Below are 16,129 nucleotides of genomic sequence, written 5' to 3' on the forward strand. Positions count from 1 at the left end.
TTCTTTATATTATGACATAATTACAAAAAAAGGGCGAGGCCGCATCGACCTACCCTCTTTTTTACCTATTAGCTTTTTAACAATTGTAAAATTCCTTGCGGCAATTGGTTTGACTGCGCAAGCATCGCCTGTGCTGCTTGGTTTAAAATGTTATTTTTCGTAAAGTTTGTCATCTCCATCGCCATATCTGTATCGCGAATACGCGACTCGGCAGATGTTAAGTTCTCATGCGCTGTTTTTAAGTTGTTAATTGTATGTTCAAGACGGTTTTGGATCGCGCCGAGTTTGCCGCGTTCTTCGGAAACTTTTTTGATCGCTTCATCCAGTTTTACGAGGGCATTATTAGCACCAATGGCAGTCGAAACATCCACGTCGGCAATATTTAACGCTGAAGGACTCACATTATTGATTTGTAGCTTCAAGTTTTGTCCTTCGTTAGCACCAATATGGAAATCAATACCACCCGTAGCATATGTTCCAGTACCAGATAGTCCCAACGCATCTGCTTCTTTGCCCTTGGCCACTTCAATTTTCACCGTATTAGGGTTACTACTATTAAGCACAAGCGATCCATTTTTAACATCTACAGATACTGTGCCAAAACCAATGCCTGTTAAGTCTTTATAAGCAGTCAAAGCATTGTTAATGTCTTCCGAGAGTTTCGAAGCTAGTGTAGTCATGTCATCACCAGCGCTAAAAGACTGACTTCCGACTTGACCAAGTAACACATCAATATTGTAACCATTTACTGAAAGCGTTAATTTATCAGTTGATCCTAAGCTGTTTAACGCCGTTGCTGCATCGGCAGTTAACTTACCATCAGAGCCAGCTGTCCTGTTTGCATCATCAATTAACTGATTCGCAAGGTCTGTACTCTCTGGGGCATCAGTATTAATCGAGTCATCTAAAAGACGGATTTCAATCTTCGAATTCGCTCCAGTTGTGCCGCTAGTGATGACAAAATCCATGCTTGTCTGACTTTGTACATCCGTAATTTCAAATTTTGGCTTAGTAACTTGGGCATTTGGATTTTCTGAGTTATAAGTATCGATAGCACTATTTAACTTCGATTCAAGACTTTGGAACCATTGGAACTGGTCACTGCCTGTCACACCTGTTAAGTTAAATGTCACACCGTCGACATTCACTTGTACATTTTGTGAGATACCACTAGTAACACTTTGACTCGGATCAAAGTCGTCAACTTTAATAAATGCAGCAGTAGCTATACCGATTTGGCTTCCTGTGCCGCCTAATTGATTGCCCGACAACTCACCGTTAAGTAGTCTTTTAGTATTGAATTCCGTTTTCTCAGCAATTCGACTAATCTCATTTTTAAGTTGCTCAACTTCACTCTGAATAGATTTGCGGTCATCATCCGTATTCGTCCCGTTTGCTGCTTGTACCGCCAACTCACGCATACGTTGAAGCATGCTATGGACAGAACTTAACGCCCCCTCCGCTGTTTGAATAAGCGAGATCGCATCTAACGCGTTGCGCTCTGCTACTTCTAAGCCACGAATTTGCGAGCGCATTTTTTCTGAAATCGCTAAGCCTGCGGCGTCGTCTGCGGCGCGGTTAATGCGCAACCCGGAAGAAAGCTTTTCTAAGTTTTTCGCTGTGTTTGATTGGTTTACTGCTAAGTTGCGATAAGCGTTTAATGCTTGAATGTTATGGTTAATTCTCATTTTTTTCGCTCCTTTACTCTGTCATAATAAATTGTTCATATGTGGCAGCTTTTTTTGCTGCAACGTTTGTTGTCGGTTGTTTTTTCAACGCTTCATTCCATGCGTTCGCAATGTCTTTCGCAATCGTTAGCACTTCTTCCATCATCGCTACGTCTTTTTTCACGTTCGCATCAATAAGACGTTCTGCCATGTAATTATATAATGCGTCTAGTTGATGGGCGATAATGCCGGCGTCATACTTCAAGCCAACACCGAGGCGGCGTAAAATATCGTTTGCCTTTTGCATGCGTTTATTCGCTTCGATGTAGTCGCCCTTTTTTGTGCTTTCAATCGCTTCTTCTAAGCTATTAATCAATCCTTCATAAAGCAGCGCTGTTAACTGTTGCGGCGTTTTTTTATACACCGCTTCTTCGGTTAAAAATTCCACGCGCTCACTCTCCTTTTCTCGTTCACCTACTTTATTTATCGTCACGTTTTTTTATTGTTTAATAGTTTTTCTCCATTTTTTCAATTAAAATTAAAATTTCTGCGATCACAGCGTACAATTGCGGCGGAATGGTATCGCCAAGGTCAAGGTCAAGCAAATGTTGAACGAGCGCGGCATCTTGTTCGATCGGCACGCCGTTTTGCTTAGCGAGTTCGATAATTTTTTCAGCGACGTAGCCGCGCCCGTGGGCGACGACGGTCGGTGCTTTATCTCCTTGTTCGTAGCGAATGACCGCCGCCGACGGACCGTTTATTTCACGCTTTCTTTTTTGGTTAAAGTACATCATATTGTAAAATCATATCCTTTCTCCGTCCATGTTGCCCGCTTCGGCTCGTTCGTTTGTTTTTCCTCTTTTGTGGCAAACGTCGTAAATTGCACGTTGCCGACGCGGTAGCCGATTTCTTCAAGCCGCTTTGTCGCAGTTTCGACAAGCGGACGCATACGTTCTGCAAAATCTCCCCGATCGTTGCGGAACGTCACGGAAAGCGTGCGTTCGTTCGCGCTCAGCAACACGCCAACATCACCGAGCTTTTTCGTTTCAAGTAAAAAGTACAAGCTGCAATTTTCCCAATCCACTCTCTTTCCGTCGTTACGGGCGTTCACATATACGTTCACGTCTTTCACTTCTTTTTGAAGCAAAAGTGGAATGGTGAAAAAGAGCGTTTGCATCGCGCTTCCTTGGTCGTTTTTGTTTAAAAGTTGTTGGCCGGTCATGTTCGTGAGCGCTTGTTCTGCTTGTTTCGCCGCTTCTCCGTTCGCTTGCGCCAGCTGCATCAGAAGACCTTTCACCGTTTCTTCCCGCTGTTCGCTTGCGCCATGAAATACGAGATTGTTCGCGACATCCGCTTCATGCATCAATCCGAGCCGGCGGATCGTTTGCAACATATGGCGGGCGGACGGCTCCGGCTGGACGATGTCGTTCCATTGCTGGAGCAGCGCGCGTTCAGGCGCTTGTTGTTTAAGCGACTGCGCTTCGATAAAATGTTTTACTTTTACATCTGCCGGCTTAAATTGCATTTGTTCAAGCGTGCTTTTTACTTGCTTCACGATTTTTTGCGCCTCCGCCAGCTGCCCTTTCTCTAACAGCTTTTTCGCTTCCGCTAGTTGTGAGCTTGCCTGCAACAATTTTTTCTCCATCGTCATATCGGCAAACAACATCGCATCGCTTTTTAAAATCGTTTGATCGAGCTGTTTAATCGTCGTTTCTAACAGCTGTTTCGCCTGCGGACGAGCTGCTTGTTTATATTGGGTAATGAGATGGTCGATTGCATCTAAGTTGCGCATCATATCGCGCTTCGTTTGTTGGAACTGTTTCGTCGCTTCTGCCATCCGTTTCGTGACGGTTTGCACGATCATATCTTTTGATTGCAAGCCGAGCGCAGCTAATGATTCGTACAACGCATCATCAGCTGTTACGGTATTGTTTGGCAACAACGTCTGTTCAACTTGTTGAAGCGCTTGAACGACCGTTTGTCTTGCGGCTATTTCTCGACCGCTTTCAGCTAGTTGCTCCGCGCGGGCAAACGCTTCTTGCAGCGACGGCTCCATATGTTGGGCAAGCTGCGCACGCGCCATATGCAACGCTTCTTTTACGTTTGGCTCCTTTTGCATCGTTTTTATTGCTTGGACAACGGCAGTGCGAACGTCGTTTTCTCGTTGTTCGGCACGTTCAACAGTTAAAAGCGATGTCATAAGCTGTTGACGCGCGCTTTGAAGCATTTGCGTTGCTTGTTGCATTGCTTCAAATACGGACGGTTGTTTCGCGAGCGTATGATCGGCTTGTAGCTGCCGCACCGCTTCGGTCAACGTCATCGTTTGTTGCTGCAGTTGATCAGCTATCACATGAGCGCGCTTGACATGCTCAGGCGCCAGCTGCTGTTCAATCGCGCGCAATGTTTGCACGAGTCGATCGCGAGCCTCCGCACCTCGACCAACCGTTTCAAACAATTTTGCTTGATTGAGTGCACGAATGACTTTTTCGGACTGTTCCATCGGCAATGTACGAGCGACTTCTCTCACTTGCGGCTCGACCGCTTTCACCGTCGGCGCGCTTTCCGCTTGTTTCCGCACCTCTGACACTTGTTTGAGCTGCTCCGATTTTGCCTCTACTGGCGTTGGGCGAGCTGTTTCTTTCGCTGCCCGTACCACTTCTGCCGTTGTTTCTTCTTCGACCGTACGCAACGCCTGCACCAACTGTTGACGCGCTTCAGACGTACGGCCGACTGTCTCCAATTGTTTTGACTGTTCTAACGCACGGATAAGTTTCTCTGACTGTTCCACAGGCAATGTACGAGCGACTTCCCGAACTTGCCCCTCGATCGCTTTTACCGTTGGCGCACTTTCCGCTTGTTTTCGCACTTCTGCCACTTGCTTTAGCTGCTCCGATTTTGCTTCCACTAACGTTGGGCGTGATGCTTCTTTTGCTGCCCGTACCACTTCTGCGGTTGTTTCTTCCTCCACCGTGCGCAATGCTTGCACAAGCTGCTGGCGGGCTTCCGCCGTACGTCCCGCTGTTTCTAATTGTCTCGATTGCTCTAACGCTCGCGTAACCTTCTCTGACTGCTCCGCTGACAATGTACGAACAACTTCTCTCACTTGCGGCTCGACCGCTTTCACCGTTGGCGCGCTTTCCGCTTGTTTTCGCACCTCTGCCACTTGTTTTAACTGCTCTGCTTTTGCTTCTACTGACGTCGGGCGTACCGCTTCTTTTGCCGTGCGGACAACTTCGGCCGTTGTCTCTTCTTCCACCGTACGCAACGCCTGCACCAACTGTTGGCGAGCTTCTGTCATACGGCCGACTGTCTCTAATTGTTTTGATTGCTCTAGCGCGCGAATGACCTTTTCTCCTTGCTCCGCTGGTAATGCACGGGCAACTTCGCGCACTTGCCCCTCGACCGCTTTCACCGTTGATGCGCTTTCCGCTTGTTTTCGTACCTCCATCACTTGTTTTAACTGCTCCGATTTTGCTTCCACTGGCGTTGGGCGAACCGTTTCTTTTGCCGTACGAACAACGTCTGCCGTTGTTTCTTCTTCCACCGTACGCAACGCCTGCACCAACTGTTGACGCGCTTCAGACGTACGGCCGGCTGTCTCCAATTGTTTTGACTGTTCTAACGCGCGAACGACCTTTTCCGCTTGCTCCATCGGCAATGTACGAGCGACTTCGCGCACTTGCCCCTCGACCGCTTTCACCGTTGGCGCACTTTCCGCTTGTTTCCGTACCTCTGCCACCTGTCTTAACTGCTCCGCTTTTGCCTCCACTGGCGTTGGGCGTGATGCTTCTTTTGCTGCCCGTACCACTTCTGCGGTTGTTTCTTCCTCCACCGTGCGCAATGCTTGCACAAGCTGCTGGCGGGCTTCCGCCGTACGTCCCGCTGTTTCTAATTGTCTCGATTGCTCTAACGCTCGCGTAACCTTCTCTGACTGCTCCGCTGACAATGTACGAACAACTTCTCTCACTTGCGGCTCGACCGCTTTCACCGTTGGCGCGCTTTCGGCTTGTTTCCGCACCTCTGCCACTTGTTTGAGCTGCTCCGCTTTTGCTTCTACTGGCGTTGGACGAACCACTTCTTTTGCCGCGCGGACAACTTCGGCCGTTGTTTCTTCCTCCACCGTGCGCAATGCTTGCACAACCTGCTGGCGGGCTTCCACCGTACGTCCCGCTGTTTCTAACTGCTTTGCTTGCTCTAACGCTCGCGTAACCTTTTCCCCTTGCTCCGCTGGCAATGTACGAACGACCTCTCTCACTTGCCCCTCTACCGCTTTCACCGTTGATGCGCTTTCCGCTTGCTTCCGTACCTCCATCACTTGTTTTAGCTGCTCCGATTTTGCCTCCACCGACGTTGGGCGTGATGCTTCTTTTGCTGCCCGTACCACTTCTGCGGTTGTTTCTTCCTCCACCGTGCGCAATGCTTGCACAAGCTGCTGGCGGGCTTCCGCCGTACGTCCCGCTGTTTCTAATTGTCTCGATTGCTCTAACGCTCGCGTAACCTTCTCTGACTGCTCCGCTGACAATGTACGAACAACTTCTCTCACTTGCGGCTCGACCGCTTTCACCGTTGGCGCGCTTTCTGCTTGTTTCCGCACCTCTGCCACTTGTTTGAGCTGCTCCGCTTTTGCTTCTACTGGCGTTGGACGAACCACTTCTTTTGCCGCGCGGACAACTTCGGCCGTTGTTTCTTCCTCCACCGTGCGCAATGCTTGCACAACCTGCTGGCGGGCTTCCACCGTACGTCCCGCTGTTTCTAACTGCTTTGCTTGCTCTAACGCTCGCGTAACCTTTTCCCCTTGCTCCGCTGGCAATGTACGAACGACCTCTCTCACTTGCCCCTCTACCGCTTTCACCGTTGATGCGCTTTCCGCTTGCTTCCGTACCTCCATCACTTGTTTTAGCTGCTCCGATTTTGCCTCCACCGACGTTGGGCGTGATGCTTCTTTTGCCGCGCGGACAACTTCGGCCGTTGTTTCTTCCTCCACCGTGCGCAATGCTTGCACAACCTGCTGGCGGGCTTCTGCCGTACGTCCCGCTGTTTCTAACTGCTTTGCTTGCTCTAACGCTCGCGTAAGCTTTTCCCCTTGCTCCTTCGGCAATGTACGAGCGACCTCTCTCACTTTCCCCTCTACCGCTTTCACCGTCGGGGCGCTTTCTGCTTGCTTCCGTACTTCTGCCACTTGCTTTAGCTGCTCCGATTTTGCTTCCACTGACGTTGGACGAGACACTTCTTTTGCTGCCCGTACCACTTCTGCCGTTGTTTCTTCTTCCACCGTGCGCAATGCTTGCACAACCTGCTGGCGAGCTTCAGACGTACGGCCGACTGTCTCCAATTGTTTTGACTGTTCTAGCGCACGAACGACTTTCTCTCCTTGCTCCGCTGGTAATGTACGGGCAATTTCGCGCACTTGCCCCTCTACCGCTTTCACCGTCGGGGCACTTTCTGCTTGTCTCCGTACCTCCATCACTTGTTTTAGCTGCTCCGCTTTTGCTTCCACTGACGTTGGGCGTGATGCTTCTTTTGCCGTACGAACAACGTCTGCCGTTGTCTCTTCTTCCACCGTTCGTAATGCTTGCACAACCTGCTGGCGAGCTTCTGTATTTCGTCCAACGTTCTCGAGCTGTTTCGATTGTTCTAGCGCACGAATGACCTTTTCCCCTTGCTCCGCTGGCAATGTACGAGCGACTTCTCTCACTTGCCCCTCTACCACTTTCACCGTCGGAGCGCTTTCCGCTTGCTTCCGTACTTCTGCCACTTGCTTTAGCTGCTCTGCTTTTGCTTCTACTGGCGTTGGACGAGACACTTCTTTTGCCGTACGAACAACGTCTGCCGTTGTCTCTTCTTCCACCGTTCGTAATGCTTGCACAACCTGCTGGCGAGCTTCAGACGTACGGCCGACTGTCTCCAATTGTTTTGACTGTTCTAGCGCACGAACGACTTTCTCTCCTTGCTCCGCTGGTAATGTACGGGCAATTTCGCGCACTTGCCCCTCTACCGCTTTCACCGTCAGGGCTGTCTCCGCTTGTTTTCGTACCTCAGACACTTGTTTGAGCTGCTCCGATTTTGCTTCCACTGACGTTGGGCGTGATGCTTCTTTTGCCGTGCGCACAACGTCTGCCGTTGTCTCTTCTTCCACCGTTCGTAATGCTTGCACAACCTGCTGGCGAGCTTCTGTATTTCGTCCAACGCTCTCCAGCTGCTTCGATTGTTCTAGCGCACGAATGACCTTTTCCCCTTGCTCCGCTGGCAATGTACGAGCGACCTCTCTCACTTGCCCCTCTACCACTTTAACCGTCGGGGCGCTTTCTGCTTGTCTCCGTACCTCCATCACTTGTTTTAGCTGCTCCGCTTTTGCTTCTACTGGCGTTGGACGAGACACTTCTTTTGCCGCGCGAACAACTTCAGCCGTTGTTTCTTCTTCCACCGTACGTAATGCTTGCATAAGCTGTTGGCGAGCTTCTGTATTTCGTCCAACGTTCTCGAGCTGTTTCGATTGTTCTAGCGCGCGAATGACCTTTTCCCCTTGCTCCGTCGGCAATGTACGAGCGACCTCTCTCACTTGCGGCTCGACCGCTTTCACCGTTGGCGCACTTTCCGCTTGTTTCCTTACTTCTGACACTTGTTTGAGCTGCTCCGCTTTTGCTTCTACTGGCGTCGGACGAGACACTTCTTTTGCCGTGCGGACAACTTCGGCCGTTGTTTCTTCTTCGACCGTACGCAACGCTTGCACAAGTTGCTGCCGGGCTTCCGCCGTACGTCCCGCTGTTTCTAACTGCTTTGCTTGCTCTAACGCTCGCGTAAGCTTTTCCCCTTGCTCCTTCGGCAATGTACGAGCGACCTCTCTCACTTGCGGCTCGACCGCTTTAACCGTCGGCGCACTTTCCGCTTGTTTCCTTACTTCTGACACTTGTTTGAGCTGCTCCGATTTTGCTTCTACTGGCGTCGGACGAGACACTTCTTTTGCCGCGCGGACAACTTCGGCCGTTGTTTCTTCCTCCACCATACGCAACGCTTGCACCAGCTGCTGGCGGGCTTCTGCCGTACGTCCCGCTGTTTCTAACTGCTTTGCTTGCTCTAACGCTCGCGTAAGCTTCTCTGACTGCTCCTTCGGCAATGTACGAGCGACCTCTCTCACTTTCCCCTCTACCACTTTAACCGTCGGGGCGCTTTCTGCTTGCTTCCGTACTTCTGCCACTTGCTTTAGCTGCTCCGATTTTGCTTCCACTGACGTTGGACGAGACACTTCTTTTGCTGCCCGTACCACTTCTGCCGTTGTTTCTTCTTCCACCGTGCGCAATGCTTGCACAACCTGCTGGCGAGCTTCAGACGTACGGCCGACTGTCTCCAATTGTTTTGACTGTTCTAGCGCACGAACGACTTTCTCTCCTTGCTCCGCTGGTAATGTACGGGCAATTTCGCGCACTTGCCCCTCTACCGCTTTCACCGTCGGGGCACTTTCTGCTTGTCTCCGTACCTCCATCACTTGTTTTAGCTGCTCCGCTTTTGCTTCCACTGACGTTGGGCGTGATGCTTCTTTTGCCGTACGAACAACGTCTGCCGTTGTCTCTTCTTCCACCGTTCGTAATGCTTGCACAACCTGCTGGCGAGCTTCAGACGTACGGCCGACTGTCTCCAATTGTTTTGACTGTTCTAGCGCACGAACGACTTTCTCTCCTTGCTCCGCTGGTAATGTACGGGCAATTTCGCGCACTTGCCCCTCGATCGCTTTAACCGTCAGGGCTGTCTCCGCTTGTTTTCGTACCTCAGACACTTGTTTGAGCTGCTCCGATTTTGCTTCCACTGACGTTGGGCGTGATGCTTCTTTTGCCGTGCGCACAACGTCTGCCGTTGTCTCTTCTTCCACCGTTCGTAATGCTTGCACAACCTGCTGGCGAGCTTCTGTATTTCGTCCAACGCTCTCCAGCTGCTTCGATTGTTCTAGCGCACGAATGACCTTTTCCCCTTGCTCCGCTGGCAATGTACGAGCGACCTCTCTCACTTGCCCCTCTACCACTTTAACCGTCGGCGCACTTTCCGCTTGCTTGCGTACCTCCGCCACTTGTTTTAACTGCTCTGCTTTTACTTCTACAGCGGATGGTTGCTCCACTCGTTCGCCTACTTTTCGTAATGAAGCAATGAGTTGTTCTTTCGCCTGCTTTCCCATTTGCTCCACTCGTTCGATCGCCCCATTTATATCTTTCGTTTCCATGCGCGGCAAAATCGTCTCTTTTAATTGGCGGACAGCTTCTTCTACGTCGCGCGCTGTGCGAATGATTCGACTTGCCTCGTCAATCATTTGCTTTTGAACAGGGAGCTTCGGCACGTCTTCTCGTTTCTCGGCAGCGTTAAACGCTTCAAGCAAACGATTTTTCGCGCTTAGCGGCTGTCCGGAACGATAAAGCTGTTCCGCCTCTTGCAGCGCCGATCCAAGCACTTGACGCACGACATCGCTCCCTTTCACCATCGCAAGCGCTTTAGCGACAATTGGCTCCCGTTCAATTTGTTGCCGAACCATTTGCAACTCCTTATTTGCCGATGATGACTGTTCCACCTTTAAATCCGCAGCTTTTTTCTCGTTCACCTCTGCTGCCACAACAGCTTGCATGATGCGACTACGGGCAAACGATTCATGTCCGCGCTCTTTCAACGCGATCGCCTCACGAACAGCTTTCGCGATTTCTTCATGACGGCCATCATCCGCAAACTGCTTCACAATCTCAATGACGCGGTCGAAGTTGCGCTCTTGTTGCAGCTGTGCCCGCAACTCTCCAAACGTTTGCGACTGTTGTTTAGCGAGCGGGGTAAATGAAAAATGCTCATCAATCGCTCGAACGATATGATGTAACGATTCGCTGAACGGCTTGCCGTGGAGCGCTTCATGTACCGCTTGTAGCTGTTTAACCGTCATATCAAGCGTTTTGCTTGCGGCAATATGAATCGTTTCTAACTTTTGTTCAACCGTTCCCTTTCCTTCTGCTAAAAATGTTCGTAACGCCTCGATCGTTTCACGCGTGAGCGGCAATTGCCTTTGAGCAACGATCGTTGCCGCTTGGCGAAGTTCAGGCGTTTCAAGCGTTTCAAATGATGATGTTGAAGGGGATGTTACCACTTTTCCTTCAACGACATCCCCGTTATTCCCGGTTACTTGCACTTTCACTCGCCCAGACGGCGGCACATCGCCTTCAAAACGAAATCGAATGTCGACACCGCGCAATTGTACAATTGCCTCTCGTTCATCCACTTGTTCTTTCACGACCGCCTCATACACTTCTCCTGCTTTGAGCGTCACAGTTGCTGACGATGATGATAGCGAACGATAATAACCATATCCGCGAATTTCCATAACGACCCATCTCCGTTCTCGAATATTCCTATCCTTTATATCGACTATAACGAAGATGTTTTCAATGGGAGTTTGTTCCCAGCTTACGAACGAACGAGCGTAAATGAATAAATCTCACGCGCACCTGCATCATAAAGAAGTTGTGCTGCCTCATGCACCGTCGCTCCTGTCGTGTAAATATCATCAATGATGACAATACGTTTTCCGGCTACATCTTCGTTTGTTAAACAAAATTTCCCTCCAATAAAACGTTCGCGCCTCGTTTTTTTCGATTGTTTTTTATCGTCGATACGTCGCAAAGCAAAAATCATTGGCAACGATAAAAGCGAAGCGATTGCTTCTGCCTGGTTAAATCCTCTTTCAACTAATCGGGAAGAGCTAAGTGGAATCGGGACGAGAAACATATCCGAAGAAAAATGTTTGTAAAAGAAAGCGCACACCTCGTGGCGAAACGCTTCAATAAGCGCATAGTCACCGCGAAACTTAAACCGATTGATCACTTCTTTCATCCAGTCGTTATATACATACAAAGACCGATTGTTGATCAATGCACTCCCCCGTTGTTGCCACATCATACAATCCGAACATACATTTTGTTCCGTTGGACGACCGCATCGATCGCATACGTGCCCGTCAATAAGCACGAAACGGCTTCGGCAACGCGAACAACAAACGTCCGGTTGCTGGAGCGTCAAAAGCATAGAAAAAGACATTTTCGGCATCCATTCGTCATGACAAATGACACATTTCATTGATCAAGCCTCTCTTTCGCGCTTCGTTATTCATGCGCTCGATATGACGCTTAGCAGCTACCATCGCTTTCGTTTTTCCAAAATGAAAAAAGCGAATATCACCTGTCGGATGTTGCGCGCTTCGGCCGACACGTCCGGCAATTTGTACAAGCGCACTTTCTGTAAAAATCGGCTGTTCTGCACCGAACACAGCAACGTCAATGTTCGGAACAGTTACCCCTCGTTCTAAAATCGTTGTTGTAACAAGGAGCGGAATGCGACCCCGTCGGAAAGCAGCGACTTTTTCTTTCCGTTTCGCATCTTCAGCATGTACACCGTCAATATCGGGATGAATCGTTTGGAGATACGGGACGACTTGTTGTAGAAAGTCAATGTGAGGAACAAATAAAAACGCTTGTTTACGATGTTCAATATGCTCGTTTACCCATCGAATGACGCACGAAGGCAACTGTTTGTGACGCCACTTTTTTTGCCAATTGCCGCACCATTCAAATGTAGGAACAGGAAGAGGATGACGATGATAACGAGCAGGAATCGTCACCGCTTTTCGTTTTCCGCTTTTTACTTCATGTTGCCATTGCTCGTTTGGGGTTGCAGTTAAATAAATGAGTGAAGACGTCGGTTTTCGGGCGCGTTCAACAGCATATGAAAGCATCGGATCGACACTATACGGAAACGCATCTACTTCATCGACAATCATTACATCAAAAGCACGATAATACCGAAGCAACTGGTGGGTCGTTGCCACCGTCAATGAAGCAAGTTTGCCTCGGTCTGTACTGCCACCATATAATACGGCCATATCGACAGTCGGAAAAACGTTCGCCAGACGCGGGGCGAGCTCTAAGACGACATCGGTGCGCGGTGTGGCGATGCAAACGCGCTTTCCTTGCGACAGCGCCATATTTATTCCTGCAAATAGCACTTCCGTTTTTCCCGCTCCACATACCGCCCAAACGAGCAACGAGTCGTTTCGAGCAATCGCATGACAAACTTCATCGGATGCGAGTTGTTGCGCGGGGGACAATTGACCGCTCCATTGTAGCGGTGAAGAGAACGAGGTGGAAGAAGTAGGGCCAGTCCAAATGACGAGCGGATTACATTCGCTACATCGCCCCATCATGATACATTTTCGGCAATACGTACATATTCGTCCACAACGGGAGCACGGAAAAGAAGCGAAAAGCTGAGGATCATCGTTGTTGCAACGGACGCACGTATATCCTCGTCTCGTTTTCACAATGCTAGGTACGATTTGAACGTGTTGTTCATCATAAGGAAAAGACAGCTCAGACTTTAATAGCTGCTTCCCTTCTAAACGCAAACGAATCACCTCCGATAAAGAAAATCTCTTCCTTATAAACGACAATTCCCAAATCGACGACTTACCGCAAGCCACGAAATAAAAAAGAAGTGGATCGTCCGCCCACTTCTTCTATTCGCTCTAATAAAAACAATTCCTGCTCATTTTTTATACCAACCGAACCCCATCGCACCTTCTCCTAAATGCGTGCCGATGACCGGTCCGAAATAACTGAGGAAAAATTCAACGTGCGGATATTGTTTTTCCAGCTTCTCTTTCCATGCGCGCGCTTCTTCTTCGCGATTGGCATGAATGATGACCGCACGCATCGGAACGCCGAGCGCTGCATCTTCCTCGAAAAGCTGTTCGATGCGATGCAACGCTTTTTTCCGCGTACGAATTTTTTCAAACGGCACGATCACTTTGTCGACAAAATGTAAAACCGGCTTTACTTGTAGAAGGCTGCCGATAAACGCTTGGGCGCCGCTTAACCGCCCTCCTCGCTGCAAATGCGATAAATCATCGACCATAAAATAGGCGCGTACCGACCGTTTCATTTCATCTAGCCGCGCAATAATCGCCTCTGGATGCATGCCTGCTTGCGCCATTTCCGCTGCCTCGATCGCATAAAACCCTTGCATCATACAACTAATTTCTGAATCATATGCATATACCCGAATGCCTTCGACCATTTGACTAGCGGCAACCGCTCCTTGATACGTTCCGCTAATGCCGCTTGATAAATGAATCGAAATGACCGCATCGTATTGTTTTGCAAGTTGCTCAAACGTTTCAACAAATAGTCCAATCGGCGGCTGTGACGTTGTCGGCAGCTGTGCACTCGTTTTTACTTTATCAAAAAAGTCTTCTGCACTTATATCCATCTCTTCTCGATACGTCTCTGTTCCAAAGACAACACTTAAAGGAATGATATGTATATTCAACTGTTCGCGAATGTGCTTCGGGATATATGCTGTACTATCTGTCAAAATCGCCGTTTTCATCGCCTATACCTTCCTTGTCCAAAATTTTTCCTATCTGCATTGTACTACATTACAACTGCGATTGCATTGAAAAAGGTTGTCGAATCATCTCGACAACCTTATTTCACTTCGACCCACCCGTTTTTGATCGCAACAACGACCGCTTGCGTTCGGTCATTCACGTTTAATTTTTGTAAAATGTTGCTGACATGGTTTTTTACTGTTTTTTCGCTAATATATAGCGCATCTGCAATGCCTTTGTTGCTTTTTCCGTCCGCTAACAACTGCAACACTTCGCATTCGCGGCGCGTCAATAAATGATATGGACGGCGTACGTCTTGTTTTTGCTTCTCTTGTCCCATGGATTCCGCTGCAACGAGGCGACGATATTCTTTCACAAGATTGTGCGTCACTTTCGGATGCAAGTACGAGCCGCCCTCCGCTACGACACGAACGGCTTCAATTAAGGCGTCTGCGTCCATTTCTTTTAATAAATATCCCATCGCGCCCGTTTGTAACGCATGCATGACATAGCTTTCGTCGTCATGGATAGACAAAATAATGACTTTCGTATCCGGATACGCTTCAATGAGCTGACGCGTCGCCTCTACCCCATTGACATGCGGCATATTAATGTCCATGATGACGACATCCGGCTTATATTGCTCGACAAGCGCCAACGCTTCGTCTCCATCGCTTCCTTCCGCGACGACTTCAAAATCTTGTTCAAAATCTAAAATACGTTTAATTCCTTCGCGAAATAGTTTATGGTCATCAATTAAAACAATGCGCGTCTTCACTGCTGTCGTTCCCCTTTCCCTTCTGTCTTTCGGAGCGGAATGTGCATCGTGACGATCGTTCCGCGTCCAAGTTGCGAATAAATATGTAATTTTCCTTCCAACCATTCAATACGCTCGCGCATACCCATTAATCCGAACGCTTTATCTTTTTTTTCGTTCGGATTAAATCCTTTGCCATCGTCCTTAACAACGATCAATAAACTGTCTTGCTTCAACTCTATTTTTACTTGAATCGTTTTCGCTTCCGCATGCTTTAACGCATTTTGCACCGCTTCTTGCACGAGGCGGAAAACAGCAACTTCAAAACGATCGGATAAGCGGCGTACTTCTCCTATGTATGTAAACGTAATCGTTTTTTTATGATATTCCTCGATCGTTTGTAAATATTTTTTTAACGTCGGAATTAAACCGAGGTCGTCAAGCGCCATCGGGCGTAAATCGTAAATAATGCGGCGCACTTCGTATAGGGCGGAACGCACCATTTTTTTTAAATCGCGCATTTCATGAATCGCTTCCTCCGCACCACGCTCGCGATAAATGCGTTCAATTAAGTCAGAACGCATAATGACGTTCGCAAGCATTTGCGCCGGTCCATCATGAATTTCCCGCGACAATCGCTTCCGCTCTTCCTCTTGCGCCTCAATAATGCGCAGTCCAAATTCCTGCTTTTCATTTGCACCTTTAATAAAGTCGCTTAATTCTCGGAAGTCTCCGTTCAAATAGTTCAACACGACTGTCACTTGCCCAATTAAATGATCGGCCCGTTCAATCGTTTCTTTCAAAGCTGTCAGCCGCCGTTCTAACTCATCGCGGCGTTGACGCAACTGCCTTTCCTTCTCTTGCGCCATCGCCAATTCCATTTGTAGCGAATGCGCTTTCTCGTATGCTTGTCGAATTTCTGCTTCGGAGTAATGAGAAAAGTTTTTGCTCACATCAGATAGCCGTTGCCGAGCTAACCGCGTTTTCATCTCTAAGCTGTCCGTCTGACGAATGACACGCTGTACTTCTTCTTTTACTTGCTGAAGTTCTTCGGTTAAACGGTCATGTTCTTTTCGTGATTGCTCACTAATATGAAAAATTTCTGCTTTGCTTTGATCGACTGTTTCAATCATTTTTTTTACAATACGGTCAAGCTGCCGCGCATCTAGTTTTTTATTGGACATAAACACCACCTAAAGGAAAAATGACCAAAAGTCAATTAAAATGACTTTTCTGACTTTTAGTTGACGTCTGTTCGTACTTTCATCATTTCACATCTCGCCTTATAATTTTTATTATAAC

Annotated in this window: 9 protein-coding genes; all 9 read right to left on the minus strand. The window is 48.6% G+C overall.

What is annotated here, in order from left to right; genetic code table 11:
* Positions 1-68 precede the first annotated feature (68 nt).
* The 9 genes from ACPF7I_RS13215 to ACPF7I_RS13255 all read right to left on the minus strand — a co-directional run bounded on the left by ACPF7I_RS13215 (position 69) and on the right by ACPF7I_RS13255 (position 16,011).
* The gene (locus tag ACPF7I_RS13215) at positions 69-1,688 is read right to left on the minus strand and encodes a flagellin (protein WP_430745807.1); all 1,620 of its coding nucleotides are present in this window, start codon (positions 1,686-1,688) and stop codon (positions 69-71) included.
* Between the two features lie 13 nt (positions 1,689-1,701).
* Positions 1,702-2,115, minus strand: a complete 414-nt coding sequence (gene fliS, locus ACPF7I_RS13220; protein ID WP_430745806.1) for a flagellar export chaperone FliS — start codon at positions 2,113-2,115, stop codon at positions 1,702-1,704.
* 58 nt (positions 2,116-2,173) lie between these two features.
* Positions 2,174-2,461 carry an EscU/YscU/HrcU family type III secretion system export apparatus switch protein gene (locus ACPF7I_RS13225; RefSeq protein ID WP_091703328.1) on the minus strand — a complete coding sequence of 96 codons (288 nt, stop codon included), beginning with the start codon at positions 2,459-2,461 and terminating at the stop codon, positions 2,174-2,176.
* Positions 2,458-11,010: a hypothetical protein gene (locus tag ACPF7I_RS13230; protein ID WP_430745804.1), complete on the minus strand. Its 8,553-nt coding sequence runs from the start codon at positions 11,008-11,010 to the stop codon at positions 2,458-2,460. Before ACPF7I_RS13230 ends, ACPF7I_RS13225 begins: the two co-directional genes overlap by 4 nt.
* 83 nt (positions 11,011-11,093) lie before the next feature.
* Positions 11,094-11,762 (minus strand): ComF family protein, encoded by a 669-nt coding sequence (locus ACPF7I_RS13235; protein ID WP_430745803.1) that lies wholly within the window; start codon positions 11,760-11,762, stop codon positions 11,094-11,096.
* Entirely contained in the window at positions 11,740-13,095 is a 1,356-nt protein-coding gene (locus ACPF7I_RS13240) for a DEAD/DEAH box helicase (protein ID WP_430745802.1), read from the minus strand. The genes ACPF7I_RS13235 and ACPF7I_RS13240 overlap by 23 nt, the downstream gene beginning before the upstream one ends.
* 131 nt (positions 13,096-13,226) lie before the next feature.
* A complete protein-coding gene (locus tag ACPF7I_RS13245; protein WP_430745801.1) occupies positions 13,227-14,069 on the minus strand; it encodes a DegV family protein in 843 nt (280 codons plus the stop codon).
* Positions 14,070-14,167: 98 nt separating this feature from the next.
* Positions 14,168-14,848, minus strand: a complete 681-nt coding sequence (locus ACPF7I_RS13250) for a response regulator (protein ID WP_430745800.1) — start codon at positions 14,846-14,848, stop codon at positions 14,168-14,170.
* Entirely contained in the window at positions 14,845-16,011 is a 1,167-nt protein-coding gene (locus ACPF7I_RS13255) for a sensor histidine kinase (RefSeq protein WP_430745798.1), read from the minus strand. The genes ACPF7I_RS13250 and ACPF7I_RS13255 overlap by 4 nt, the downstream gene beginning before the upstream one ends.
* Between the last annotated feature and the right edge of the window lie 118 nt (positions 16,012-16,129).

The organism is Anoxybacillus dikiliensis, assembly GCF_050613275.1.
Lineage (GTDB): Bacteria > Bacillota > Bacilli > Bacillales > Anoxybacillaceae > Anoxybacillus.

Excerpts from the sequence above, each read along its gene's own strand:
- ACPF7I_RS13255 (WP_430745798.1), bottom strand. The coding sequence starts at position 16,011 with ATGTCCAATAAAAAACTAGATGCGCGGCAGCTTGACCGTATTGTAAAA.
- ACPF7I_RS13215 (WP_430745807.1), bottom strand. The coding sequence starts at position 1,688 with ATGAGAATTAACCATAACATTCAAGCATTAAACGCTTATCGCAACTTA.
- ACPF7I_RS13230 (WP_430745804.1), bottom strand. The coding sequence starts at position 11,010 with ATGGAAATTCGCGGATATGGTTATTATCGTTCGCTATCATCATCGTCA.
- ACPF7I_RS13225 (WP_091703328.1), bottom strand. The coding sequence starts at position 2,461 with ATGATGTACTTTAACCAAAAAAGAAAGCGTGAAATAAACGGTCCGTCG.
- ACPF7I_RS13235 (WP_430745803.1), bottom strand. The coding sequence starts at position 11,762 with ATGAAATGTGTCATTTGTCATGACGAATGGATGCCGAAAATGTCTTTT.
- ACPF7I_RS13245 (WP_430745801.1), bottom strand. The coding sequence starts at position 14,069 with ATGAAAACGGCGATTTTGACAGATAGTACAGCATATATCCCGAAGCAC.